25 protein-coding genes are annotated in these 25,800 nt (G+C 64.9%); 10 read left to right on the top strand and 15 right to left on the bottom strand.

All coding sequences use genetic code 11. The features are described 5' to 3' along the window. Positions 1-30: 30 nt before the first annotated feature. The 4 genes from MKI88_RS08860 to MKI88_RS08845 form a co-directional block, all read right to left on the bottom strand. Entirely contained in the window at positions 31-471 is a 441-nt protein-coding gene (locus MKI88_RS08860) for a hypothetical protein (RefSeq protein ID WP_241630940.1), read from the bottom strand. A 76-nt stretch (positions 472-547) separates the two neighbouring features. After that, complete coding sequence (locus MKI88_RS08855; protein ID WP_241630938.1) at positions 548-1,342, bottom strand: dimethylarginine dimethylaminohydrolase family protein; 795 nt, start codon at positions 1,340-1,342, stop codon at positions 548-550. 1 nt (position 1,343) lies between these two features. Then, positions 1,344-1,535 (bottom strand): hypothetical protein, encoded by a 192-nt coding sequence (locus MKI88_RS08850; protein ID WP_241630936.1) that lies wholly within the window; start codon positions 1,533-1,535, stop codon positions 1,344-1,346. Continuing rightward, positions 1,535-2,512, bottom strand: a complete 978-nt coding sequence (locus MKI88_RS08845) for a threonine/serine dehydratase (protein ID WP_241630934.1) — start codon at positions 2,510-2,512, stop codon at positions 1,535-1,537. The genes MKI88_RS08850 and MKI88_RS08845 overlap by 1 nt, the downstream gene beginning before the upstream one ends. Positions 2,513-2,560: 48 nt before the next feature. Here MKI88_RS08845 and MKI88_RS08840 point away from each other — a divergent pair, with 48 nt between their 5' ends. The 5 genes from MKI88_RS08840 to MKI88_RS08820 all read left to right on the top strand — a co-directional run bounded on the left by MKI88_RS08840 (position 2,561) and on the right by MKI88_RS08820 (position 7,264). Continuing rightward, the gene (locus MKI88_RS08840; RefSeq protein ID WP_241630932.1) at positions 2,561-3,766 is read left to right on the top strand and encodes a saccharopine dehydrogenase family protein; all 1,206 of its coding nucleotides are present in this window, start codon (positions 2,561-2,563) and stop codon (positions 3,764-3,766) included. 14 nt (positions 3,767-3,780) lie between these two features. Continuing rightward, the gene (locus tag MKI88_RS08835) at positions 3,781-4,953 is read left to right on the top strand and encodes a carboxynorspermidine decarboxylase (protein ID WP_241630931.1); all 1,173 of its coding nucleotides are present in this window, start codon (positions 3,781-3,783) and stop codon (positions 4,951-4,953) included. 172 nt (positions 4,954-5,125) lie between these two features. Further along, entirely contained in the window at positions 5,126-6,331 is a 1,206-nt protein-coding gene (locus MKI88_RS08830) for a type III PLP-dependent enzyme (RefSeq protein WP_241630928.1), read from the top strand. Between the two features lie 72 nt (positions 6,332-6,403). After that, entirely contained in the window at positions 6,404-6,829 is a 426-nt protein-coding gene (locus MKI88_RS08825; RefSeq protein ID WP_241630926.1) for an MAPEG family protein, read from the top strand. A 12-nt stretch (positions 6,830-6,841) separates the two neighbouring features. Beyond that, positions 6,842-7,264 (top strand): MAPEG family protein, encoded by a 423-nt coding sequence (locus MKI88_RS08820; protein WP_241630924.1) that lies wholly within the window; start codon positions 6,842-6,844, stop codon positions 7,262-7,264. A gap of 1 nt (position 7,265) precedes the next feature. On the opposite strand, the gene MKI88_RS08815 is transcribed toward MKI88_RS08820, so the two are convergent. The 8 genes from MKI88_RS08815 to MKI88_RS08780 all read right to left on the bottom strand — a co-directional run bounded on the left by MKI88_RS08815 (position 7,266) and on the right by MKI88_RS08780 (position 16,368). Further along, positions 7,266-8,468, bottom strand: a complete 1,203-nt coding sequence (locus MKI88_RS08815) for a class I SAM-dependent RNA methyltransferase (RefSeq protein WP_241630922.1) — start codon at positions 8,466-8,468, stop codon at positions 7,266-7,268. Between the two features lie 164 nt (positions 8,469-8,632). Continuing rightward, complete coding sequence (locus tag MKI88_RS08810; protein WP_241630920.1) at positions 8,633-10,018, bottom strand: NAD(P)H-hydrate dehydratase; 1,386 nt, start codon at positions 10,016-10,018, stop codon at positions 8,633-8,635. After that, on the bottom strand, positions 10,015-10,347 hold the full coding sequence (locus MKI88_RS08805; RefSeq protein WP_241630918.1) for a hypothetical protein: 333 nt from the start codon (positions 10,345-10,347) through the stop codon (positions 10,015-10,017). Before MKI88_RS08805 ends, MKI88_RS08810 begins: the two co-directional genes overlap by 4 nt. Before the next feature lie 13 nt (positions 10,348-10,360). Beyond that, positions 10,361-12,082 (bottom strand): dihydroxy-acid dehydratase, encoded by a 1,722-nt coding sequence (ilvD, locus tag MKI88_RS08800; protein ID WP_241630916.1) that lies wholly within the window; start codon positions 12,080-12,082, stop codon positions 10,361-10,363. 22 nt (positions 12,083-12,104) lie between these two features. Beyond that, positions 12,105-12,848, bottom strand: a complete 744-nt coding sequence (locus MKI88_RS08795; RefSeq protein ID WP_241630914.1) for an N-formylglutamate amidohydrolase — start codon at positions 12,846-12,848, stop codon at positions 12,105-12,107. Continuing rightward, positions 12,845-13,606: an enoyl-CoA hydratase/isomerase family protein gene (locus MKI88_RS08790; RefSeq protein ID WP_241630912.1), complete on the bottom strand. Its 762-nt coding sequence runs from the start codon at positions 13,604-13,606 to the stop codon at positions 12,845-12,847. Before MKI88_RS08790 ends, MKI88_RS08795 begins: the two co-directional genes overlap by 4 nt. Before the next feature lie 243 nt (positions 13,607-13,849). Then, entirely contained in the window at positions 13,850-14,689 is an 840-nt protein-coding gene (locus tag MKI88_RS08785) for a 4-(cytidine 5'-diphospho)-2-C-methyl-D-erythritol kinase (RefSeq protein ID WP_241630910.1), read from the bottom strand. 8 nt (positions 14,690-14,697) lie between these two features. Then, positions 14,698-16,368 carry a tetratricopeptide repeat protein gene (locus MKI88_RS08780; protein WP_241630908.1) on the bottom strand — a complete coding sequence of 557 codons (1,671 nt, stop codon included), beginning with the start codon at positions 16,366-16,368 and terminating at the stop codon, positions 14,698-14,700. A 211-nt stretch (positions 16,369-16,579) separates the two neighbouring features. Between MKI88_RS08780 and MKI88_RS08775 the strand changes: the two genes are divergently transcribed. Beyond that, positions 16,580-16,972 carry a VOC family protein gene (locus MKI88_RS08775; protein ID WP_241630906.1) on the top strand — a complete coding sequence of 131 codons (393 nt, stop codon included), beginning with the start codon at positions 16,580-16,582 and terminating at the stop codon, positions 16,970-16,972. A gap of 531 nt (positions 16,973-17,503) precedes the next feature. Here the strand turns inward: MKI88_RS08775 and MKI88_RS08770 are convergent. Continuing rightward, positions 17,504-17,794 carry a hypothetical protein gene (locus MKI88_RS08770; RefSeq protein WP_241630904.1) on the bottom strand — a complete coding sequence of 97 codons (291 nt, stop codon included), beginning with the start codon at positions 17,792-17,794 and terminating at the stop codon, positions 17,504-17,506. A 151-nt stretch (positions 17,795-17,945) separates the two neighbouring features. After that, the gene (locus MKI88_RS08765) at positions 17,946-19,598 is read right to left on the bottom strand and encodes an electron transfer flavoprotein-ubiquinone oxidoreductase (protein WP_241630902.1); all 1,653 of its coding nucleotides are present in this window, start codon (positions 19,596-19,598) and stop codon (positions 17,946-17,948) included. Between the two features lie 143 nt (positions 19,599-19,741). On the opposite strand from MKI88_RS08765, the gene MKI88_RS08760 reads away from it, so the two are divergent. The 4 genes from MKI88_RS08760 to MKI88_RS08745 are packed head-to-tail and all read left to right on the top strand — an operon-like array spanning position 19,742 to position 23,850. Then, on the top strand, positions 19,742-20,446 hold the full coding sequence (locus tag MKI88_RS08760) for a uracil-DNA glycosylase family protein (protein ID WP_241630900.1): 705 nt from the start codon (positions 19,742-19,744) through the stop codon (positions 20,444-20,446). Continuing rightward, positions 20,443-22,197 carry a lytic transglycosylase domain-containing protein gene (locus tag MKI88_RS08755; RefSeq protein ID WP_241630897.1) on the top strand — a complete coding sequence of 585 codons (1,755 nt, stop codon included), beginning with the start codon at positions 20,443-20,445 and terminating at the stop codon, positions 22,195-22,197. The genes MKI88_RS08760 and MKI88_RS08755 overlap by 4 nt, the downstream gene beginning before the upstream one ends. Next, a complete protein-coding gene (gene moaB, locus MKI88_RS08750) occupies positions 22,187-22,714 on the top strand; it encodes a molybdenum cofactor biosynthesis protein B (RefSeq protein ID WP_241630895.1) in 528 nt (175 codons plus the stop codon). The genes MKI88_RS08755 and moaB overlap by 11 nt, the downstream gene beginning before the upstream one ends. 59 nt (positions 22,715-22,773) lie before the next feature. Next, entirely contained in the window at positions 22,774-23,850 is a 1,077-nt protein-coding gene (locus MKI88_RS08745; RefSeq protein ID WP_241630893.1) for a PA0069 family radical SAM protein, read from the top strand. Between the two features lie 232 nt (positions 23,851-24,082). Here the strand turns inward: MKI88_RS08745 and MKI88_RS08740 are convergent, their stop codons facing one another. Beyond that, positions 24,083-25,690: a long-chain fatty acid--CoA ligase gene (locus MKI88_RS08740; RefSeq protein ID WP_241630890.1), complete on the bottom strand. Its 1,608-nt coding sequence runs from the start codon at positions 25,688-25,690 to the stop codon at positions 24,083-24,085. Positions 25,691-25,800 lie beyond the last annotated feature (110 nt).

Raw genomic sequence — 25,800 nt, 5'->3', positions numbered from 1 at the left:
TATCGAGTGATGTCCGCCTTCTGCTGGCAGCTATGTCACCTTAAGGCCGTTCGCGAATCTCACTCGGCCGGTGATGTGAAATACATTTTTGCAGCATTGCCTGTCATCCCATCCGGAGGGGCCCAGCACAGTGCCGCGGCAGGCAACGTGCTCGTCCAGCAAAACCTCTTCAACGAACTCACCCCGCTTGAATAGGGGCAGGTAGGATCTGGACAGGCAACGCAGTCGCGGCAAACTGCGCGCAATGCGGATCAGTTCCAGTAAGTCTAGTTGCGTGCCTTTACACTGAGGGTTACCGCAACAAGAAAGTCGCTCCGCAGGTGATCGCGACACCCATGCTATAGAGCGCTTCGAATAGCCTTCGCGGTCGTACGCGTTGGTGTCGATCTGCAGGTCGAATTCAAAAAAATCCGGCACCGCGTTTCGAAAGCGCTTTTCCGATTCCCACGCCAATACCTCGTCCATCGCCATCGCCGACAACCTATCTTCGCCACGAAAAAGCTGAATTGTAGGCGCTCCGAATTAAGGGCCCGTTGTTCTGTTCTCTTTACGCGCGTGTGCTCCGTACCCATCGGAGAGACATGCACGACAACCCCGCGTCGATCTTCGCAATCTCCGATACATCCAGTGCAACGATGTCCAGTCCGCGCGCGGCTATCAGGTCCGCCATGCGCGGATAGGCCGCCCCCACCAGCACCGTATCGTTGACACGCAAAAGATTTGCACCGGCCTCCTCACCCTCGGGCGTCACCAGCACGTCCAGCCCCGCGAACACGCCCGTCGCGGCCAGTGCCGGTGTCGCGACCACGCAGTCCTCGCTGAGCAGCGACGACGCGGTCTTGAAGTGAAGCGTACCGGCTGGCGTCTCGACGATGCGCGCGCGACGGCCGAGTCTTTCGACCTGGGCGACAAAGGCCTCGGCACCGGCAATGTCGGTCCGCGCGGACAGGCCGATCAGGATCTCGGTGGGGGTGATCAGGATATCTCCGCCATCGGCAAAGCCATTGGGCAAAGTAAGCACCTGATCAAAATGACGTTTCAGCGCGGGCTCGATTTCTGCGACCTCACCGATTCGCGTGGGCGCCCCCGGGCGCAGCAGGATCGCGCCTTCCGGGAGCACAAAGGCGGGATCCTCGACGAAGATCGCATCCGGATAGGCGTCGAGCGCAGGCAATATGTCCACCACCACGCCCGCAGCCTCGAGCGCGGTGACATAGGCGCGGTGCTCGGCCAGCACGCCCTGATAGGACGGCGCCTCGCCGCCCGATGCGCTGAGGCCATTGACCACACTCGGCGCAGGAACGCGCACAATCGCGGAATCGAAATCGAAGACGCGCGCCATGTCAGAGCGTCCAGATCATGACATTGGCCACAAACACCGCGGCGCAGACGATCATGAGAACGCCCTTTTGCCGGTTCTGCCCCTTGCGGATCATCTGCACGCCCGCAAAGGCAAGCGCGAACGCAGCGAGCATGAGCAGCCCGGGGCCTGCGGAAATCGCGAATCCAGCGATTGCTGCAAGAACCGACTCCATCAGCGGGTGCCCTCCAGTACGCGCGCAAAGGCGGCCGGATCGACATTGCCCCCCGAAAGCACGACCACCGTGTGCTCGGCGATCGGCACCTTGCCCGCGAGCACCGCGGCGAGCGCCACCGCGCCCCCGGGTTCGACGACGAGCCGAAGCTGCCCGAAAGCGACGCGCATGGCCTCGGCAATCTCTGCCTCCGTGACGGCGACACCCTTCGCGCCCGCCGCCGCAAGCGGCCCGAAGGTCAGCGGCGAGACGCGCAGCGTCTGGAGCGCATCGCATGACGTAAAGGGCGGATTGGGTGCTACGGGCACGATCTCGCCCGCCTCCAGCGAGCGCGCCATATCATCCCAGCCCTCGGGCTCGGCGATGCGGATATCGGCCTCGGGACAAGCCAGCGCGATGCCGGCGGACAAGCCGCCGCCGCCACAGGGAATGACGATGCGGTCGGGCGCCGCGCCTGTCAGCGCCTCCATCTGCGCGGCGATCTCGATGCCGACGCTGCCCTGCCCCTCGATTACCCAGGGGTCGTCGAAGCTCGGCACCAGCACCGCGCCACGCTCGGCGGCGAGCGCGCCCGCAATCTCCTCGCGGCTCCCGGTCATGCGATCATAGAGCACCACCGATGCACCTAGCGCCCTGGTCGCGGCCAGTTTCTTGGCAGGCGCGTCAGACGGCATCACGATCGTGGCCTCGATGCCGAGCCGGCGTGCCGCCCAGGCGACGCCCTGCGCATGATTGCCCGAGGAAAAAGCGACAACGCCCGCCCCCCAGTCGTCCGCGTCGATGTCGGTCAGGCGATGCCATGCGCCGCGCAGCTTGAATGCGCCGATCGGCTGCAGGCATTCGGCCTTGCACCAGACGGTGCGGCCCGCGATTTCCAGCGGCAGCAGCGGGGTTTCGGGAACGATCTCCGCAACCTTTGCGGCGGCCGCGAGCACGCCCTGGCGTGACGGTTTTCTGTGTGGACTTTGCCCTGTCATGGTACGTCCCTATATAGCCCCCAAATTTTCCGGCAAATGGAGACAGAATTGAGCAAGGTCCTTGTCATCGGCGCGGGCGGCGTCGGGTCGGTCGCAGTCCACAAGATGGCGATGAACACCGACATTTTCTCGCACATCACGCTCGCGAGCCGCCGCAAGTTCAAGTGCGACGCGGTTGCCGAATCGGTGAAGCAGCGCACGGGCGTGACGATCGACACCGCCGAGGTCGACGCCGATGATGTCGCGGCCACGACGGCGCTGCTGAAGCAGGTGAAGCCCGACCTCGTCGTCAATCTCGCGCTCCCCTATCAGGACCTCGCGATCATGGACGCGTGCCTCGCCGCTGGCGTCAACTATCTCGACACCGCGAACTACGAGCCACGCGACGAGGCGAAGTTCGAATATTCGTGGCAATGGGCCTATCAGGACCGCTTCAAGCAGGCCGGCCTGATGGCGCTGCTCGGCTCGGGCTTCGACCCGGGCGTGACCTCGGTCTTCACCAGCCATACGAAGAAGCACCTGCTCGACCGGATCGACACGCTCGATATCCTCGACTGCAATGGCGGCGATCACGGCCAGCACTTCGCGACCAACTTCAATCCCGAGATCAACATCCGCGAAGTGACCGCTCCCTCGCGGCACTGGGCGAATGGCGAGTGGGTCGAAGGGCCCGCGCTCAGCCACAAGCAGAGCTTCGATTTCGAGCAGGTCGGCCCGAAGAACATGTACCTCATGTATCATGAGGAACTGGAATCGCTCGCGAAGCACTATCCCGAGATCAAGCGCATCCGCTTCTGGATGACCTTCGGCGACGCCTATCTCAAGCACCTCGAGGTGCTGCAGAATGTCGGCATGACGCGAATCGACCCCGTGATCTACGAGGGCAAGGAGATCATCCCGCTCCAGTTCCTCAAGGCGGTTCTTCCCGAACCCGCCTCGCTGGGCCCGACGACGCACGGCAAGACCAATATCGGCACGATCGCCACGGGCGAGAAGGACGGGAAGCAGAAGACCTTCTACGTCTACAATATCTGTGATCATGAGGACGCCTATGCCGAGACGGGCAACCAGGCAGTGAGCTACACGACTGGTGTACCGGCCATGATCGGCGCCGCACTGATGCTGCAGGGCAAGTGGAAGGGCGAAGGCGTGTTCAACATGGAACAGTTCGATCCCGATCCCTTCATGGACATGCTCAATAAGCACGGCCTGCCCTGGCAGGTGAAGGAACTCGACGCCCCGCTGGCGTTCTGATCGGCGGGACGAGCATGGAAACCAGAGCCGGCGATCCGGGCGCTTTCGCGCATTTCGACCTTGGCCGCGTGCCGAGCCCCTGCTTTGTCGTCGACGAGGCAGCGGTTCGGCGCAACCTCGGTGTTCTCAAGGACGTCCGCGATCGCGCGGGCGTGAAGGTCCTGCTTGCGCTCAAGGCCTTTTCGATGTGGTCGCTCGGCGATGTCGTCGGCGAATATCTCGACGGCGCCTGCGCCTCGGGCCTGTGGGAAGCCAAGCTCGGCCGCGACCATTATCACGGCATCGTCGAAACCTATTCGGCCGCCTACAAGGCCGGCGACCTGCCCGAGATCTTCCGGCTTTCGGACACTGTCGTCTTCAACACGCCCGCGCAGCATCGCCGCTTCGCGGGTGAGATCGCGGCCGCCCGCGCGGCCGGCGAGCAGTTCGACCTCGGGTTGCGCCTCAATCCCGAGCATAGCGAGGGCGAGGTCCCCAAATATGATCCCGCCCAGCCGGGATCGCGCCTTGGCTTCCCCGTCTCGCAGCTTCTCCCCGAACATATGGAGGGGATTGACGGCCTCCATTTCCACACTTTGTGCGAACAGGATTTCGAACCGCTCCGCCGCACTTGGGAATCGCTCGAACCGAAAATAGCGCCATACTTCAGACAGCTGAAATGGCTCAATTTTGGTGGCGGTCACCATATCACGCGCGCCGACTATCAGCGCGATGAGCTGGTGGCTTTCCTGAAGGACGTTCGCGAGCGTACCGGGCTCACCATCTATCTCGAACCCGGCGAGGCGGTGGCGCTCGATGCGGGTATCCTTGTCGGCGAGATCCTCGATACTTTCGAGAATGCGCTGCCGATCGGCATCACCGACATTTCGGCCACCTGCCACATGCCCGACGTGATCGAGGCGCCCTATCGCCCCGCGATGCTGCACGAGGCGGCCGAGGGCGTGACTATGCGGCTGGGCGGACCGTCCTGCCTCGCGGGCGATGTGATCGGCGACTACACCTTTGCCGAATCACCTCCTGCGGGAACGCGAATCGCCTTTCTCGATCAGGGCCATTATTCGATGGTAAAGACCAATACCTTCAATGGCGTGCCCCTGCCCGCGATCGCGCTGTGGAACAGCGACGATGATTCGTTGAGGGTAATCAGGCAGTTCGGATACGAGGATTTCCGCGGCCGTCTGTCCTGAACCGCCGCCGGACGCCGATCGCGGCTGTCATATTGACGCAACACGAATCTGCGTACCCAAAAGCGCACTTTACACCCTGCCCCCCCGGACCTATATCGCGCTTCCCGCTGCCCCATGGGACTTCCACCGCAAGGCAGCTTCGTTGGAAACTACCCACTGGAGGTCCCTTGAGTTGCACAAGCATCATAGCGCGCTGGGGCTAGCTACCGCCCTTCGTCCGGTTCAGCCGGTCACGCTCCTTCGTCCGCACGCCGCACAGCGTGCCGCCCGCTTCTTTGTCGAGAAGTTTCCGGGACGGTCGCTCTATGCCGTGAAGGCGAACCCGTCGCCCGACCTGCTCCAGATCCTCTGGGACAACGGCATCACGCATTATGACGTGGCGTCGATTGCCGAGGTGCGTCTGGTCGCGCGGACTCTTCCCGACGCCGAGCTGTGCTTCATGCACCCGGTCAAGGCCGAGGAGGCGATCGCGGAGGCCTATTTCACGCACGGCGTGAAGACTTTCTCGCTCGACACGATGGAAGAGCTGGAAAAGATCCAGCGCGCGACGCGACACGCCAGCGATCTCACGCTCGCGGTACGGCTGCGCGTTTCGTCGGATCATTCGAAGCTCAGCCTCGCCGCCAAGTTCGGCGCAGAACCGACCGAAGTCTCGCAACTCCTGTTCGCGGCGCGTCAGGCGGCGGACACGCTCGGCATCTGCTTCCACGTGGGTTCGCAGGCGATGACGCCGCAGGCCTATGTCGAGGCGATGGAGCGTGTGCGTCAGGCAATCGTCCAGGCGGCGATCACCGTCGACCTCGTCGATGTCGGCGGCGGTTTCCCCTCGATCTATCCGGGGATGGAACCGCCCGCGCTCGAAGCCTATTTCAGCGCGATCCACGACGCATTCGAGAGCCTGCCAATCAGCTATTCGGCCGAGCTCTGGTGCGAGCCGGGCCGCGCGCTGTGCGCCGAGTATGCGAGCCTTCTGGTCCGCGTCGAGCGGCGCCGCGGCGACGAGCTCTACATCAATGACGGCGCCTATGGTGCGCTGTTCGATGCGGCGCATGTCGGCTGGCGTTTCCCCGTCAACCTTATCCGCGAGGATGAGAGCGAGACGCGCGACATGCCGTTCAGCTTCTACGGCCCCACCTGTGACGATCTCGATCACATGGCGGGTCCGTTCATGCTGCCCGCCGACACGCAGGCCGGCGACTATATCGAGATCGGCATGCTCGGCGCCTATGGCTGCGCGATGCGCACCGGCTTCAACGGTTTCGGCGAAACCGAAGTGTCGATCGTGGAAGACGAGCCGATGGCGAGCCTCTATCTCGAGGACGAAAGCGAAGCTCCGGCGCGCAAGCCCGGCACCGTGGTGTCGATCAAGCGGCTTTAAGTTTCGTTTGACCACTGAAACAATCTGAACCACCCTCTCCTTCCAAGACACGGAAGGAGGGGGTTTTTCTTCATGGGCAACGGAATTCTGACGCCGGCGGCAGTGCTGGTGCTGTGGACGATCGTCATGCTGTTCTGGGTCGGCGCGACGCGACTGCCCGCGCTCAAGAGCGTCGGCATCGACATGAGCAAGGCCGTTGGAGGCCGCGGCGCCGACCTTGAAGGCGTGCTGCCGGCCAGGGTCAACTGGAAGTCGCACAATTACACGCATCTGGTGGAGCAGCCGACGATCTTCTACGCGACCGTCGCCATCCTCGCGATCGCGGGTGCGTCGACGCCGCTCAACGTCGCGCTGGCCTGGGCCTATGTCGGCCTGCGGATCCTGCACAGCCTCGTCCAGGCGACCGTCAACCGGATCGCCTTCCGTTTCCCGACCTTCGCGCTGTCATCACTCACGCTGCTGGCGCTGGCAGTCAACGCGCTGCGCGCAACGCTTTGAGGAGAAAAGGTCATGCATCATAGTCAGATACTTGGCCCGGTGGTGGCACTTGTCGCCTGGTCGCTCGTCATGTGGGTGTGGATGTACGCCACGCGCATCCCTGCGATGCAGAAGGCGAAGCTCGTGCTCGATCCGACGATCCCGCCCGGCGAGCTGATGTCGGGTCTCCCAGCCAATGTGCGATGGAAGGCCGACAACTATAATCACCTGATGGAACAGCCGACGATTTTCTACGCGATCGCGTTGACGCTCGCGATGATCGGTCAGGGCGACGGTCTCAACGCGACGATCGCCTGGGCCTTTGTTGTCCTCAGGGTTATCCACAGCCTTGTGCAGGTAACCGTCAACAACATCATGGTCCGCTTTTCGATCTTCGTGCTGTCGACGCTGTGCGTGGTTGCGCTCACGCTCCACGCCGCGATGGCCATATTCTGACCTATCGCGCGAAAGCCGCGGCCAGTTCCACATGGGTTGACCAGCGGAACTGGCCGACGGGCTTTACCCAGTCCATCCGGTAGCCGCCCTCGATCAACGTCTTGGCGTCGCGCGCGAAGGTGGCCGGGTTGCACGAGACATAGGCGATCCGCGGCGTCTTCGAGCTTGCGAGCGCCCTGATCTGCTCCTCGGCACCCGCGCGCGGCGGGTCGAGGATGACCGCGCCGAAGCGATCGAGTTCGGCGGTGGTGAGCGGACGGCGATAAAGGTCGCGATGCTCGACGAACACCGGTGCCTGCACGCGTCCCGCAGCGCCCTTCAGCGCAAAGGCCGAGTCGCGCGCAGCTTCGGCGGCATAGACCTTGCGCCCCTCGACAACCGAAAGCGCGAAGGTGCCAAGCCCCGAAAACAGATCGGCGGCGGTCGGCGCGTCACCGATCGCATCGCGCACCGCGGCGATCAGCGCGGCCTCGCCATCCTGCGTCGCCTGAAGAAAGGCATCGTGCGGCACGCCCACCGCAACGCCGCCCAGCGTCACCGTCACCGGCTCGGGCTCCCAGCGCGTCTGGGGACCGAGGCCATCGTCGAGTGACAGCCGGGCCAGCGCATTATCCTCGGCGAAACGCGACAATCCTTCGGCCGCGGCAAGCCCCTCGGCCTCGATCCCGTCGAGCAGCAGGTCGACGCCCTGATCGGTCAGCGTCATCCTCACGCCCGCCGCGCGCTTCTCGCGCAGCATCGGGCCGAGCAGCGCACGCAGCGGCGCGATCAGCGCGAACAGCGCGGGGTGCAGGATCGCGCATTCCGTCATGTCGACGATGCGATGGCTCTTGCCCGCATTGAATCCGATCAGCACCTTCCTGCCGCGGCGCTCTGCGCGCAGGCTGGCGCGGCGCCGGCTGTTGGACGGCGAGATATGCGCGGGCATAACCTCGGGCAGCGCGAGCTGCTGCCCCGAAAGCGCATTGGTCACGCGCTCGGTGACAAACTGCGCGAAGCTCGCTTCATCCAGTTGCTGGAGCTGACAGCCACCACATTCCGGAAAATGCGGGCAGGCGGGCGGCGCGTGGTGCGGGCCGGGGATGATCGCGCCATCGGCGGCCACGCGGTCGCCGGGCGCGGTCAGCGCGAAATAGCGCCCGTCAGCAGTTACACCGTCGCCGCGCGCGGCGATGCGGAGGATTTCGGAAGTGTCGGTCGTCACCGTCTAAATAGCTCGCTTTCAATCAATCCGCTCATCCTGAGTAGCCATTGAGCGAAGTCGAAATGGCGTATCGAAGGACATACGGAGCAGACGATCCTTCGATACGGGCCTTCGCCGGGCTCAGTCCCTACTCAGGATGAGCGGGGCAATAACGTGATCGTTCACTACAGGCAGGCTGCAATAGCGCCCGGCAGATGCGTTGCAAGCTCATCGGCAATAAAAGCGGAGCCCGCGCGCCGTGCCGCCTCGCTGTGAAGCCAGACGCCAGCCGCCGCCGCATCGGCTGCACTGATGCCACGCGCGCGCATTGCCGCGATGATCCCGGCAAGCACATCGCCCGTCCCCGCGGTCGAAAGCCAGGTCGATGCGGGCGGTGCAATGGTTGCCATACCGTCAGGAGACGCGATCACCGTGTCCGCGCCCTTGTGCACGATGATGGCATTCGCATCGCGCGCCGCCGCGACGGCGCGGTCGATCTTGCTCCCCGCGCCCTCGCCGAAAAGCACAGAAAATTCTCCGCCATGCGGGGTCAGGATCGCAGGCGTTTCGAGGCGCGAGAGCCGCTTCAGGCCGAGCTTGCCGAGCAGATGCAACGCATCGGCATCGAGCACCAATGGCCTGCCGCTGGCCAGAGCCGCATCGAGCCGCCGTTTCGCTACGGCATCGCGCCCAAGCCCCGGCCCGATCAGCACCGCGCCGATCCGCGCATCCTCAAGCGCCGCATCGAGTTCGTCGGCGGGCAGATGCACAAGCGCGTCGGGCCCGCCTGACCCGCCATAGAGCCGGACATAGCCTGCACCCGCGTGCGCCGCCGCGGTGGCGGACAATCGCGCTGCACCCGCCATCGCGCCCGCAATCACCGCGACAAGCCCGCGCGTATATTTGTGATCCCCGACGCCTGGCGCGCGCAATGCCGGCTGCGACAGCTCGCGGCATTTCGACGCGAACGCGATCCCGATGTCGCCGACAATCACCGTTCCGCAATGGCTCGCTGCCGGCTGCAGCCGGTGCGCGGGCTTCATCGCACCGAGCGCGACGGTCAGGTGGAAATACGGAACCGACGCCAGCAACGCACCCTCATCGGTCGCGAGCCCGCTCGGCACATCGACCGCGATCGCAAAATGCGCGGCGGCGACAAGGCGTTCGAGCGGCGCCGTGATCGTGACATCGAGCGGCCGTGTCAGCCCCGTGCCGAAGAGCGCATCGACCAGAACCGGCGCGGGCTGCGCCTCGCCCAGCGTCTCGACGGGGCCGTCCCAGCCCTTGCGTGCGTTGATCGCGGCCGCGCTTTTCGGCTCGCCCGTTGCCGCCACGCGCACCTTTGCGCCGCGCGCCTTCAGATAGCACGCCGCAACATAGCCATCGCCGCCATTATTGCCCGGTCCGCACAGCACCAGCACGGGCCGCGTACCGCCGAAACGCCACGCCGCCTCGGCCACCGCACGCCCCGCACGATCCATCAATTCGTCGACGCTCGTCCCCGCAGCGATCGCGTCCTCCTCAGCCGCCCGCATCTGCACGGCAGTCAGGATCGGACGCGGTCCGGTCATTGGCCCTTGATCGTCGCGGGCAGGCGATAGCGCTCACCCGCCAGTGTGACCTCGATTCCGCCCTCGCCCAGCACCACGACCTGCGCCTCCTCCGCGCCATCGGCTGCGACCACGCCGCGTCCGTCATCAACGACGCGCAGCCGCCGGAAATGGCCATCGGGATGGCTGACGGTAAGGATCAGTGCGCCCGCACCGTCCTTGCCGCGCTCGACGGTGCAGTCGCGGCGCAACGCGCTTTGGCCCGCCGCTGCGCATTCGATCCGCTCGGCGGTCGCGGTGGAGGCATCCTCCCCACCCCCTTGCCCGCCGCACGCGGCGAGCAACATCATGGGTGCGGCTGCTCTAGATGTCCGCATAGACATGCGTTTCGGCCTTTGCCCCGGGGTGCGTCACCGCCCCCTTATAGGCAGGACCGACATTCTGCGCATAGCGCCACAATGCGCCCGACTGGTAATCGTTCGTGCGCGGGGTCCACGCCTTGCGGCGCTCGGCGAGCACCGCTTCGTCGACCTTGAGGTCGATCGTGCCCGCTTCGGCGTCGATCGCGATGATGTCGCCATTTTCGACCAGCGCGATCGGTCCGCCTTCGGCCGCCTCGGGGCCGACATGGCCGATGCAGAAGCCGCGCGTCGCGCCCGAGAAGCGCCCGTCGGTAATCAGCGCCACCTTCTCGCCCATGCCAAGGCCGTAGAGCGCGGCGGTGGTCGAGAGCATTTCGCGCATGCCGGGGCCGCCCTTGGGCCCTTCATTGCGAATGATGACGACCTCACCCTCCTGGATCCTGCGATGCTCGACCGCCTCGAAGGCATCCTCCTCGCACTCGAAAACATGCGCCGGCCCCTCGAACTGCAGGCGATGCATGCCTGCGACCTTCACGATCGCGCCATTTGGGGCAAGCGTGCCTTTCAGGCCGACGACGCCGCCCGTCGGTGTGATCGGCGCCTTCACGTCGTAGATCACCTTCTGGTCGGGGTTCCACGTCACCTCTTCGATGTTTTCGGCGATCGTCTTGCCCGTCACCGTCATCGGATTGCCGTGGAGCAGGCCGTTGTCGAGCAGCGTCTTCATCAGCATGTAGATGCCACCCGCGTCGTACATGTCCTTGGCGACATATTTCCCGCCGGGCTTGAGGTCTGCGATATAGGGCGTGGTCTTGAAGATCTCGGCGACGTCGAACAGGTCGAACTCGATCCCGCATTCGTTGGCCATCGCGGGCAGATGCAGCGCGCCATTGGTCGAGCCGCCCGTCGCCGCGACGATCCGCGCCGCATTCTCGAACGCCTCGCGCGTGCAGATGTCGCGCGGACGGATATTCTTCGCCAGCAGCTCCATCACCTGCCTGCCGGCCGCGACCGCGACCTCCTCACGGCTCTTGTAAGGCGCGGGCGCCATGTTGCTGTTGGGCAAGGACAATCCGATCGCCTCGCCGACGCAGGCCATGGTGTTGGCGGTATACTGGCCGCCGCACGCGCCGTGCCCGGGGCATGCGACCTTTTCGAGCGCGATCACGTCCTTGAGCGGACAGGCACCGGCGGCATATTTGCCGACCACCTCGAACACGTCGACGACGGTGACGTCACGGTCCTGATAACGACCGGGAAGGATCGAGCCGCCATAGACGAAGATCGACGGCACGTTCAGGCGCAGCATCGCCATCATCATGCCCGGCAGCGACTTGTCGCAGCCCGCAAAGGTGACGAGCGCGTCATAGCAGTGCCCGCGCACCGACAGCTCGACCGAATCCGCGATCACCTCGCGGCTCGCGAGCGAGCTCTTCATGCCCTGATGGCCCATCGCGATACCATCGGTGACGGTGATCGTGTTGAAACGGCGCGGCATGCCGCCCTCCTCGTTCACACCCTGGCGGCAGAAATCCGCCTGGTGATCGAGCGTCGTATTGCACGGCGCGCTGTCGTTGCCCGCCGACGCGATTCCCACGAAAGGCCGCGCGATTTCCTCCTCGGTAAGCCCCATCGCGTAATAATAGCTGCGGTGCGGGGCACGCTCGGGGCCGACCGAAACATGGCGGCTGGGAAGGCGGGACTTGTCGAAACTGTGCGTCATGGGGGCTCCTTTGAGCGCACGCCTATGTCCCGAAAGCCGCCTCTCGCGCAACCCCGTTGCGCGTTTCCGCGATAATCGGCGCGATTATGTCGGCCCAGCGTTCGACGCCCGCTGGATCTGAAATCAGATCCTGACGCACCTCGATCCCCAGATAGGCAATGCCATTGGCCTCGCCGTGCCGATTCATCGTCGCGTTGAGCACCTTGCCCGAATAGGGAAGATTGTCCCCCGTCGCGACGCCCGCGGCCTCGAAAGCCGGGATCGCGAGCCGCGCGGCGCGATCATCGTCATTGTAGAGAATCCCGATCTGCCACGGCCGCTGCTGATGCGGATCGCTTCTGAGCATTGGCGTGAAACTGTGCAACGAAACGAGCATTGCGGGCCGGAGCTCCGCAATGTGGTCGGCCACGGCATCATGATATGGATGCCAGAAGCGATCGATCCGCGCCACCCGCTCGGCATCGCTGAGCGAAGCATTGCCCGGGATCTCATGTCCGTCACTGTGCAGCGGTATGATCGTATGCGCGTCTTCCTCGCGATTGAGGTCGATCACCAGCCGCGAAACCGTTGCCAGCAGCGCAGGCGCCGAAAGCCGCTGCGACAGCGCGTGGCAGAGATCCCATGTCCCGATGTCGATCGCCATATGCTCGGCCATCAGCGGGGCCGGAACGCCGAGGTCGATATCCTCGGGCACGGCATTGGAGGCATGGTCGACGATGATGAGCAGCCCCGAATCGCGCTGCCCGTCAACCTTGTGCGGCATCATCGGCCATTGCCCGGTGTCTTGGAGCGTGTGCGCATCGCAGCGAGCCGTTGTGCAAATTCGTCGCTCTGAAAGCTCATCTCGAAAGCGTCATCCATCGCGTCGCTCGTAAGGACGCCCGTGGCAGCAAGCGCAATCGATCGCTTCAACAGCGCGAGGCTGCCGGGCGCGTTGCTCGCAATCTCGGTCGCAAGCTGGTTGGCCGGGCTCCAGGCGGTGCTCTCGGCGATCTCGATCAGCCCCATCGCCAGCGCCTGCTCCGAGTTGAAAGGCGCAGCGGTGAACAACAGGCGCGACGCCTGGCCCCAGCCGACCAGTTCCACCAGCCGCGCGATATCCTCGTGCGGATAGCTGATGCCGAGCCGCGCGGGCGGGATCGAGAAGCGCGCACCATGCCCCGCCACGCGGATATCGCAGGCGAGCGCAAGCGCAACACCCGCACCGAAACAGGCGCCGTCGATTGCGGCAATCACTGGAAACGGCAGGCTTGCCAGCCTGGCAAGCGCCGCGCGCATGGTGACGCGCATCTCGCGGCGCGCCAAGGCATCGTTCGCGAGTTTGGCGAGGTCGCCCAGGTCGGCGCCCGCGCAGAACTGCCCGGGATCGTGCGAATGGACGATCAGCGCGCGCGGCGGCGCATCGGCGAGCCCGTCGAGCACCGCCTCGAGTTCGGCCCATCCGGCATGGGGAATGGCGTTGTGGGCTTCGGGCCTGTTGAGGCTGAGTCGGGCGACCGGTCCATCGCGTGCGAGATCGAACATGGCGCCTTTAGTGCCCGTGCTTCCGCGATTTGTCACCTGTCCGAAAGGCATCGGGGCGGCAGCCTCCTCGACCACCGCCCCGACCAATGATGCACGCCGCGCGAGGCATGGATCATCCGCGGACGGGGCACGCTGCGCCCGATCCGTTCGCGCCATTCCACGCAAGCCGCATGCCAGCCGCCAAATTCTCAGATTTCCGGAGCAGCGCTGCCGAAAAACCGGTCCCGATTCGGGACTGAAGGATCATTTGAGTACGGTTTCGAGACACCAGTAACCGGGCCAGCGTGCGCGTAGCGCAGTGGCGGCGGCGGATCGCGCGGCAGGCCTATCAAACAGCGCGAAGCAGCTGGCGCCAGAGCCCGACATCCGTGCGAGCACGGCACCCGGCTGCGCGGCCAGCATCGCGACCAGTGCACCGATTTCAGGCACGAGCGCGATCGCGGGCGGCTCGAGATCATTGCGCCCGGCGCGCGCGGCATCGAGCGGATCGCCCGGCGCCAGCGCGCCGCGATCCACGCCGTCCCAGCCCTTGAACACCGGGCCCGTTGCCAGCGGAATTCGCGGGTTGGCGAGCAGCAGCGGCATGGTCGAAAGCCCGGAGCCGTCCGCCACCAGCAGCACATCGCCGCGCGCCTCGCCACGCAACGTCTGGCTCGCCAGGCAGGCGGGCACATCGGCCCCCAGTCCGGCGGCGATCTCACCGATACATGGGTCCCCGGCGTCGATCCGCCAGAGACGGGCGAGCAACCGGAGCGCGGCCGCGGCATCGGCCGAGCCGCCGCCCAGCCCCGCCGCCACGGGCACGCGCTTGTCGAGCGTCAGCCGCGCGCCGGCGTCAACATCGAATGCCTGCGCCAGAGCACGCGCTGCACGCAGTACCAGATTGTCGGTGCCCTCGTGCGCAAGCGCTTCGGCAAACGGCCCTTCGATTATGAGCGAAAGCGCGTCGGCAGGCTCGGCATGCAGGACGTCGCCATCCTCGGCAAAGGCGAACAGGCTTTCGATATCGTGATAGCCATCGGCGCGCCGCGCGCGGACGTGCAGCGCCAGATTGATCTTGGCCGGGGCGATTTCACTCAACATCGATGAGTTCAGGGCGCGGCGTTTTCGGGCTTGAGCCCGATATCGAGCTTGGCCTTGATCCGCTCGGCGACATGCCCGTCGGCATTCACATTGGCAGCGGTCCAGGCATAGCGCGCTTCGATCCTGCGCCCAGCGGCCCAGTATGCGTCACCCAGATGCTCGTTGATCGTCGGTTCGTCGGGCACCGCGGCGGCGGCGCGCTCCAGCGCCTCGACCGCCTTGGGAATGTTGCCGCGAATGAAATAGGCCCAACCGAGTGAATCGGTGATCGCGGGATCCTGCGGTGCCAGTTCGCTTGCCCGCCGGATCAGCCGTTCGGCCTCCTCCAGATCTTCGCGATATTCGAGCTTGGCATAGCCGAGATAGTTGAGCACCACCGCCTGTTCGGGGCCAAGTTCGGCCGCGCGCGTCAGCGCGGCCTTGGCCTGCGGCCAGTCGCCGGCTTCATAGTGCGCACTGCCCTTGAGCAGCCAGAGCGCCCAGCCCGCGCCATCCTCCGTCTTCTCGGCCATGGCCAGCGCCTGATCGTAGGCAGCCGCGGCCTCGCCATGCCGCTTCAACTCGGCGTAACGCTCTCCCAGCCGGGTGAAATCGCCAACGGTCGCGTCACGCCCCAGCGTCGCCGCGGTCGCGGTTTCGAGCGCGCGCTGCGGCTCGCCGGCATCGACGAGAATCTGCACTCGCGTATCGCGCGCGGCCGCGGTCCATGGCCCCTTGGGATTTATGCGGTCGAGCAGCGGCAACGCGATCTCGGCATTTCCCTTCGCGGCGATCATCTCGGCAACGAGCAGCAGCGCGACGTCGCTCTTCGGGTCGAGCGTCAGCGCGATCCGGGCGATGGAGAGGCCGATGGGCGTGGGCAGATCCTGCCGCCCGATATCTTCGGCCAGTCGCGCGAACAACAGCGACACACCCTTTGCCGGGCTGGTCACGCCGCCGGGCAGCTTCTTGTGGTTCGCGAGCAGTGCGCGTGCGGCCTTCAGCGTCGGATCATTGCCATTGAGCAGGTCCAGCGCAGTCCGGCGTTCGCCCAGCTTGGTCAGCCGGCCCGCCACGGCTATCCGGATCGCAACCTCGGACGCCCCCCCGCCGATCGCGGTCAGCGCCCTGTAACTCGTGGCGCCTTCATCGGCCTTGCGCTGCGCGAGCAGCAGCAGGGCCTCCTGTTCGCCCCTGTAGGCCGAGGTGAGCGCGCTCGTCGTGCGCGCCCTCAGCAGATCGGTCGTGGCGCCATCGCCCGCACCGAAATTGGTCCAGGCCCGCAACATGGGCGCGAGAAAGGCGAAGGTTTCCTCCTTCTCCATGGTCGCGATGGCGGCGCGCGCGCCGCTCCAGTCGCCCGCTGACAATGCCTCGGCAAAGAACATCAGCCGCCCGTCCGCAGGCAGCGCGCCGCGGGCATCGAGGATCCGCGCGGCGTCGAGCGCAAGCGCCGAATCGCCTGCCGCCAGCGCACCGCGATAGGTGCGCAGCGCCATGGTGAGATCGCCGGGATCGGCAACCAGCAGCGCGGCATAGCCAGAGGCGGCCGCGATCGGCTCGCCCGCATTGTCGGCCAGCCGCGCGCGGACATAATGCGCCATTGCCTCCGCGTCGGGCCGGTTCGCGACGGCTGGTGACGACAGCAGGCTCGCCGCGATCAACGCGGGCGCGACCAGGCTTGTCGACGTGGCGAACATCCGGGCGAACATCCAGCGGGGTACTCCGACGCGGCAGCCGCAGAAATGCGGGCCACGCCCAGCATACACCATGGCGACGCCCCACAGGCAAGCGCCGCGTGAGGCTCGCCTCATCGTCGCAAAACCATTGGCGAATTGCCCTTGATCTAAAGTTCACTTGAAGTTGTACGAGTCGCGGGCATTCCATTCACGCCTGGAAAAGGACCCGTACATGCCCTCCACCTTCATCGAGCACGTCAATCTGACGGTCAGCGACCCCGAGCGCACGGCGGGGCTCATGGCCGAGCTGTTCGGATGGCATATCCGTTGGCAGGGCCCTGCCATCGATGGCGGGCGCACGATCCATGTCGGCGACGATCGCTCCTATCTGGCGCTCTACACCGCCAATCATGCCTCTGCGCGCGAAGCCTTTGCCAAGGGTCAGCCGCTGAACCATGTCGGCATAGTTGTGGACGACCTCGATGCTATTGAGGCGAAAGTTAAATCAGCCGGTCTCATTTCCTTCGGGCATGGAGACTATGCCCCGGGTCGACGATTCTATTTCCTCGACCATGACGGAATCGAATTCGAGATCGTCAGCTATGCCAGCAAGAACGCCACATGATGTTATGACACCGGTGACGATACAAGATTTGCCCTACGTAAATTTACGATCCATCACTTCGGAATCGTTACCGCCCCGAATCGTTGCCCCGATCCGACCCGCGTGAATTATACAATGAATTTCAGGAGATGCTTCGACACTATTGTCACAATCGAAGACGCGGCGAATGAATGTCGATCTTACACAGGTGTCAATACTAGGAAAATTTGAAGCGGTGCATGATTATTACTTTTCAATCGAAGCCAACCCTGTCATTACTCCACTACCGGCTAGGTGACCCAGCCGGATTGGCAGCGGGGGGCTCCAATCTCCTTTGCGACCCGGGTGTAGGGGCTCCCTGTTGCCAGACCTTCAACGAACTCAAACGATCCGCACCCGCATCGTCGCACGGTGACATCACCGGCACATTGCGGCTGACCCCGGTCAATCCGTCGCTGTCCGCATCAGACAGGGCGGTGTTGCGATCAATGCACCACGATCCCGGGCCGGACCTTGATCGTTATCAAACGGCGTTTGCGACAGCAGCGTGAATCACGGGCTGGCGGGGAAATCGTCGTCATCGTCGCCCTCAACTTCGACAAGGGCATAGATCACGCCCGCGGCCAACGCGACGCCGCCAATGATCCAACCCCAATTGCCGTCCGAGGCGCGGTTCCGGTTCGTGGTGGCGGCGCCTGCGCGTATCGCGGGCGAGTTGGCCAGCGAAAGACGCTGCACCGGTTGCGTCGACGCTGCGGGCTGGGCGGCTGACTGCGCCTGGGCGAATGCGGGGGTCGTGATGAGCAACGCTGCGGTGATTCCGTGAAGGACCGGTGCACGCATGACAATCTCCATCGACTTCGCCGGCTTTGGCGCCGACTCAACCGTTCAGAACCGGTGAGGCTGCGATGGGTTCCCTGACCGCGGGCGCACGACTGACCGTACGCCGCTATCGTAAAGCCCGGCCCGCTTCGTGCAGGCCGGGCTTTTTCATTCACATATTGGGGTAATTGGGGCCACCGCCGCCCTCGGGCACGACCCAGTTGATGTTCTGCGTCGGATCCTTGATGTCGCAGGTCTTGCAGTGGACGCAGTTCTGCGCGTTGATCTGGAAGCGCGGATTGCCCTCGTCCTGTCCGACGACCTCATAGACGCCCGCGGGGCAGTAACGCTGTGCGGGCTCGTCATAGAGCGGCAAATTGTAGCTGATCGGAACCTCGGGGTCCTTCAGCGTCAAATGGCAGGGCTGGTCTTCCTCATGGTTGGTGTTCGACAGGAACACCGAAGACAGCCGGTCGAAGCTGAACACGCCATCGGGCTTGGGATATTCGATCTTCTTGGCATGATCGGCGCGGTGGAGCCTGGTGTGGTCGGGCTTGTGCCCGAAGGTGAAAGGCAGACCGATCTTCAGATAGCGCATCCACATGTCCAGCCCTGCGAACAGCGTGCCGAAAAAGCTGCCGAATTTGGACACAGATGGCTCGACATTGCGCACCATCTTCAGCTCTTTCGCGACCCAGCTGGCATGGAGCGCATCAGGATAGCTCGACAATTCATCAGCCGCGCGGTCGGCGGCGATCGCCTCGAACGCCGCCTCGGCCGCGAGCATTCCCGATTTCATCGCGGTGTGGCTGCCCTTGATGCGCGGCACGTTCACGAAACCAGCCGAACAGCCGATCAGCGCGCCGCCGGGGAAGACCAGCTTGGGCACCGCCTGCCAGCCGCCCTCGTTGATCGCACGCGCGCCGTAGGACACGCGCTTGCCGCCCTCGAGGATCTTCCTGATCTCGGGGTGCGTCTTCCAGCGCTGGAACTCCTGGAAGGGATAGAGGTGCGGGTTCGAATAGGAGAGCGCGACGACGAAGCCGAGCGCGACCTGGCCATTGGCCTGATGATAGAGGAAGCCCCCGCCCCATGCGTCGTCGAGCGGCCAGCCCTGGCTGTGGATCACGCGGCCGGGCACATGATTTGCGGGATCGATGTCCCAGAGTTCTTTCAGCCCGATACCATAGACTTGCGGCTCACAGTTCGCTTCAAGATCGAAGATCCGCTTGAGCTCTTTGGTCAGGTGACCGCGCACGCCCTCGGCGAAGAAGGTGTATCTGGCGTGGAGTTCGAGGCCGGGCTGGTAATCGGGCTTGTGCGTGCCGTCGCGCGCAACGCCCATGTCGCCCGTAGCGACGCCCTTGACCGATCCGTCCTCATTGAACAGCACCTCTGCCGCGGCGAAACCGGGAAAAATCTCGACGCCCAGGCCCTCGGCCTGCTCGGCGAGCCAGCGGCAGAGATTGCCGAGCGAGCCGGTATAGGTGCCCTTGTTGTTCATGAACGGGGGCATCATGATATGGGGCATCTCGAACTTGCCCGTCGCGGTCAGCACCCAGTGATGATTCTCGGTGACCGGCGTCTCGGCCATCGGGCAGCCCATATTGCGCCAGTCGGGCAGCAGTTCGTCGAGTCCCTTGGGGTCGACCACCGCGCCCGAAAGGATGTGCGCGCCGACTTCGGAGCCCTTTTCGAGCACGCAGACCGACAGTTCGCTGCCTTTTTCATTTGCCAGCTGTTTCAGTCGGATCGCCGCCGCCAGGCCGGCCGGCCCGGCGCCCACGATGACGACGTCATAGGGCATCGATTCCCGTTCGCTCATCTTCCGCTTCCCTCCATGTCCGGTGCGCTGAGGTTCCTGTCATCGCGCCCCGACAACGCTTTGTCATAATGCCCGTGCATTCAGATTGACCCCGCCGTCAACCTCTGACTCTAGTGATCGCGATGGAAGCGGGGGCCGAAATCGTGGATACGCACGCAGCATTGAATGTGCTCGGCTGGTGGCAGGATGCCGGCGTCGACATGCTTGTCGACGAGGCGCCGCGCAACTGGCTCGCCGAGCCGCGCGTGCCTGCCGTAGCGTCGGTTGAGGCCGCGCATCAGCCCCCCGCTCCCGCGACACCCGATACCATGCCCGCCTTTCGCGCCTGGCTGGAAGAGTCGGATGTTCTGCCCGACGGCTCGCATAAAGGACGCCGCATTTTTCCCTCGGGCGATGTTTCATCGCCACTGATGATCATGGTCGACATGCCCGAACAGGGCGATGCTGACGCAGGCACGCTGCTCTCGGACGATTCCGGCCGGTTGTTCGATCGCATGCTGGCGGCAATCGGCCGTGATCGCGAGACGATCTGGCTGGCCTCGCTGACGCTGGAACGCCCCATAAGCGGCGGGATCGATGCCCAGCGCGTCGAAGCGATCGGTGCATTTGCGAAACATCATGTCGCACTCGTCCATCCCCGCCGACTCTTGTTGATGGGTCAGGCGGCGAGCCGTGCGGTTCTCGGGCTGGATTTGGTAGCGGCGCGCGGAAGGTTACACGTCGTTAACCATGGCGGGGTCAATATGGAGGTCGTCGCGACATTTGCGCCCCGGTTCCTGCTCCGCAATCCGCAACGCAAGGCGGACAGTTGGCGCGATCTGCGGTTGCTTATCGAGGGAATGGAATGAAGCTGATACCCGTTCTTGCTGGCGCGCTGCTGCTGTTTTCAGCGCATCCCGCGATCGCCGCCAACGAGGGCGTTCAGGCTTCGGCGCGCAAGGCGTCGCGCGAACAGGCGCCGCAACAGCTTTCTTCTTCGGAGCGCGAACTCTATCGCGCGGTCTTCACCGATATTCGCGCGGGCCGTTGGCCCGAAGCCGCCGCCCGCCTCGATGCGGCAAAGGACGGGTTGCTCACGCCGATCGCGCGCGCCGAACTTTACCTCGCCAAGGGCTCGCCCAAGACCGAACTCGATCCGCTGATGGCGTTGCTGTCGGAGGCGCCCGACATGCCCAAGGCGGCACAGATCGGACGGCTGGCAACCACGCGCGGCGCAACGGCGCTTCCCGATATTCCGCAAAGCCAGCGCTTCGTCTGGCTGGGCGGCAAGCCGTTGCGCGCGCGCGCGGCGGCGACCAGGGGCGATCCGGTCTCCGATGCGCTGGGCGCACGGGTGCTTCCGCTCATCAAGGAGAATGATCCCGTCACCGCCGAGACGCTTCTCAGCGAGGTCGAAGGCCAGCTCACTCCGCAGGCGCTGACCGAATGGCAGCAGCGCATTGCATGGTCGCATTACATCGTCGGCAACGATCAGGCTGCGCGCATGCTTGCCGCCAAGGCACAGCGCGGCATCGGTGAATGGGCCGCGCAGGCTGACTGGGTCGTCGGACTGGCAAGCTGGCGCGCGCAGGATTTCAAGGCTGCGGCCGCGGCCTTCCAGGCTGTCGCATCGCGTGGGCAGGACAGCGAGTTCCGCGCGGCGGGCCAGTTCTGGGCAGCGCGCGCCTTCATGGCCAGTGGCGAGCCTGAAAAGGTCCAGCCGCTGCTGCGCAGCGCAGCGCGCAATGACGAGACTTTCTATGGCCTGCTCGCCGCGCAGACGCTCGGCATGAACGATAACGCGCCCGATCCGCTCTCGGCCGACTGGAAGCGCATCTCGAAGCTCGGCAATGTCCGCGCAGCCATCGCGCTCGGGGAGATCGGCGAGTACAAGCTGGCCGACGAAACGCTGCGGCATCAGGCGCGGATCGGCACGCGCGCCGACCATGCCGCGCTCTGCGACCTCGCCGCGCGGCTCAACCTGCCCGAAACGCAGATCTGGCTCGCGCATAACGGTCCCAGCGGCGCACAGCCGACCGCAAGCGCGCGCTATCCCGCGCCCGACTGGACGCCCGATGGCGGCTGGCGCGTCGACAAATCGCTGGTGTTCGCGCACGCGCTTCAGGAATCGAATTTCCGCCGCGACGTCGTGAGCCCTGCGGGTGCTTATGGCCTGATGCAGGTGATGCCCGCCGCCGCACGCCACATGGCGCGCGATCGTGGCGGAGACTTTTCGCGCGAGGCGCTGACAAATCCGTCGACCAATATCGAGTTCGGCCAGCGCTATCTCGAATATCTCCGCGATTTCGACGGGACGCAGGGACTGCTGCCCAAGGTGATCGCCGCTTATAATGCGGGGCCCGCGCCGGTGCGCGACTGGAACTATCGCAATATCGATCGCGGCGATCCGCTGCTCTACATCGAATCGCTGCCTTATTGGGAAACGCGCGGCTATGTCGCGATCGTGCTGCGCAACTACTGGATGTACCAGCGCAATGCGGGCGAGAAATCGGCCAGCCTGGCGGCGATGGCACAGGGCATGTGGCCGCGCTTCCCCGGGCTTCGCGGCGTGACCGCGGTGCGCATGGACGCGGCGAACAGGACGCAAAGTGCCGATTGACGAGAGCCGGACCTTCCGTCCGGTCAATATCGCGGTGATGACCATCTCAGACACGCGCGGCCCCGATGAGGACACCTCGGGCGACCTGCTCGTCGAGCGGCTGACGGGTGCCGGGCACAATCTCGCCGATCGCGCGATCGTCCGCGACGACATCGACACCATCGTCGCGCGGCTCCACGCCTGGGTCGACGATCCCGCGGTCGACTGCATCCTCACCACGGGCGGCACAGGCGTCACCGGGCGCGACGTCACCCCCGAAGCACTGGCACGATTGGGCGGCAAGGATATTCCGGGCTTTGGAGAGCTGTTCCGCTGGCTCAGCTACCAGACGATCGGCACCTCGACGATCCAGTCGCGCGCGGCCGCAAGCGTCGTGCGCGGCACCTATATCTTTGCGCTTCCGGGCTCGACGGGCGCGGTCAGGGACGGCTGGGACGGCATTCTCGCCAGCCAGCTCGACAGCCGCCACAAGCCCTGCAATTTCGTCGAACTGATGCCGCGACTGATGGAGCGCTGACAGCGCAACCCGGCGCATTTGTTCTTGATATGTTCCGAATGCGGGCGCATCATGCGCGCATGGATTCGAAGCTCCGCCCTGCGCGCGGCGCCACGCTCAACCGCGAGAGCGGCCGCTTCAACCTGCCCGAGCGCATCGTCGATGGCGACTGGCTTGACGATCGCGAGGCGCTCGATGGCGCCCCGCCCCCGCTGCGGACGACCGTGACCGTAGAGCATCCCCGGACGATCCTGACGCGCAACACCTCGCCCGATGTCGTCTTCGATCGCTCGATCAACCCCTATCGGGGGTGCGAGCATGGCTGCATCTATTGCTTCGCGCGCCCCACCCACGCCTTTCATGACCTGTCGCCGGGCCTCGATTTCGAGACGAAGCTGTTTGCCAAACCCGACGCCGCCGAGCTGCTGCGCAAGGAGCTGATGAAACCGGGCTATGTCGTCGCGCCGATCGCGATGGGCACCAACACCGATCCCTTCCAGCCGATCGAGCGCGAATGGCACATCACCCGCCAGTGCATCGAAGTGCTCGCGGAGACCAGCCATCCGCTGCTCATCACCACCAAATCCGACCGCGTGCTCGGCGATCTCGACCTGCTGACACCCATGGCGGAGAAAGGGCTGGTATCGGTGATGGTCTCGATCACCTCGCTCGATCCGAAGGTCGCGATGACGCTCGAGCCGCGTGCCCCCGCCCCGCGCAGGCGGCTTGCCGCGGTCAAGGCGCTCGCCGATGCCGGCGTGCCCGTGACCGTCTCGATCTCGCCCGTCATTCCCGCGATCACCGACCATGAGGTGGAACATCTGCTCGAGGCCGCGGCGGAAGCGGGCGCGGCCCACGCCGCCTATATCCCGGTGCGCTTGCCATTCGAGGTGGCGCCGCTGTTCAAGGCCTGGCTCGACGAACATTTCCCCGAACGCGCGGGCAAGGTGATGTCGATCATCCGGTCGATCCGTGGCGGGCGCGATAATGATCCGGGCTTCAACAGCCGGATGCGCGGTCAGGGCGCCTGGGCCGAACTGCTCCGCACGCGCTTCAAGCTGGCCTGCCGCAAGAACGGCCTCAACCAGCACGAACGCCCCCCGCTGCGGCACGACCTGTTCCGTCCGCCGCAAGGGGATCAGTTGAGCCTGTTCTGAAGGGGCCGGCGATGGGGGCTATGTCGGGTGTAAGCGGACGTTGGAATCCTCCCCGGTACGGGGAGGGGGACCACGCGCAGCGTGGTGGAGGGGCTGGCGCGAAACCCGCAAATTCAGTGCAGCCCCTCCGTCAGCCCTTCGGGCTGCCACCTCCCCGTAACGGGGAGGATCTTACCGCCGCAACTGCACCGCAAGCAGGCCGTGAGGAACGCGGCGGAACCGCGCCCACGCCTCAGGCCGCCGCCGAGGCCGATGGCAGCTTGTGGTCCTTGAACTGCGTCCTGAGCGCGGTCTTGAGCAGTTTGCCCGTCGCGGTATGCGGCAGACTGTCGACGAAGAGAATTTCGTCGGGCAGCCACCATTTCGCGACCTTGTCCGAAAGATAGGCGCTGATCTCGGCTGCGGAGACCTCGGCGCCGGGCTTGCGCACGATCAGCAGCAGCGGCCGCTCGTCCCATTTGGGGTGATAGATGCCGATCGCCGCCGCCTCGGCGACGCCGGGGCAGCCCACCGCGGCATTTTCGAGCTCGACCGAACTGATCCATTCGCCGCCCGATTTGATCACATCCTTCGAGCGGTCGGTGATCTGCATCGTCCCGCACGGGTGCATCACCGCGACGTCGCCCGTGTCGAACCAGTTTCCGGCCTCGACGCAGTCGCCCTTCTCGTCCTGGAAATAGCGCTTGATGATCCACGGCCCGCGGATCTGGAGGCGTCCGGAACTCTCGCCGTCGCGCGGCATCTCCGCGCCATCCTCATTGACCACGCGCAGCTCGACGCCAAAGGGCACGCGCCCCTGCTTCGCGACCTGATTGACGCGCGCCTCGAAATCCATTTCCTCCCAGTTCCAGGTCGGCGCGCCCATCGTGCCAATCGGCGAGGTTTCGGTCATTCCCCAGGCATGGCCGACGCGGATGCCCATGCCCATCAGCCGCTCGATCATAGCGCGCGGTGCGGCCGACCCGCCAATGGTCACCAGCTTCAGATGCTCGGGTGTCTCGCCCGTCGCGTCCATATGCTGGAACATCGCGAGCCAGACCGTCGGCACGCCTGCCGAATGCGTCACCTTCTCCTGATTGAACAACCGGCACAGCACCGCGCCGTCATTGACCGCCGAATAGACGAATTTCACGCCCGCCACCGCGCCCGCAAAGGGCAGGCCCCAGGCCGCGGCGTGGAACATCGGCACGATCGGCAGCACCACCGACTGGTTGCACAGATCGAACACATTGGGCGCGACCTCGGCCATGGCATGGATCACCGAGGAGCGATGCTCGTAAAGCACCCCCTTGGGATGACCCGTCGTTCCGCTGGTGTAGCAGAGCATGCAGGGCTCGCGCTCGGGCCCCTCGGCCCATTGATAGTCGCCATCCTCGGCCGCGATCAGTGCCTCGAAGCTGTCGGGCCCGTCCGAATCGAAGCAGACAAAATGCTCGATGCTCGTCCACTCCGGCTTCAGCCGGTCGACGATCGGCTGGAAAGCCTTGTCATAAAGCAGGACGCGATCTTCGGCATGGTTGGCGATATAGACCAGCTGCTCGTCGAACAGCCGCGGATTGATCGTGTGGATCACCCCGCCCATCCCGATCACGCCATACCAGGCGACGAGATGGCGGCTATGGTTCATCGCCAGCGTGGCGATGCGGTCTCCGCGCTTCATGCCAAGTTTTTCAAGTGCTTGTGCCAGCTTCCTCGCATCGCGTGCGATCCCCGACCAGTTGGTGCGCGTCGTCGTGCCGTCGGCCCAGTAGCTCACGATTTCGCGGTCGCCGTGCTCGCGCTCCGCATAGTCGATCAGTCGCGGCACGCGCAGCTCGAAATCCTGCATTCCACCAAGCATCAATGACTCTCCTCGATAGCGCGGGCTCCGTGTTCGGACCCTCGTATTTGACGAGAAGATTACCCGAAAACCCGCGGGAATCCAGCGCCGCGAACTGACGCTACGGCAAG

The organism is Sphingomonas sp. LaA6.9 (genome assembly GCF_022601895.1).
Taxonomy (GTDB): domain Bacteria; phylum Pseudomonadota; class Alphaproteobacteria; order Sphingomonadales; family Sphingomonadaceae; genus Sphingobium_A.
This window is presented reverse-complemented; position numbering and strand designations above follow the sequence as displayed.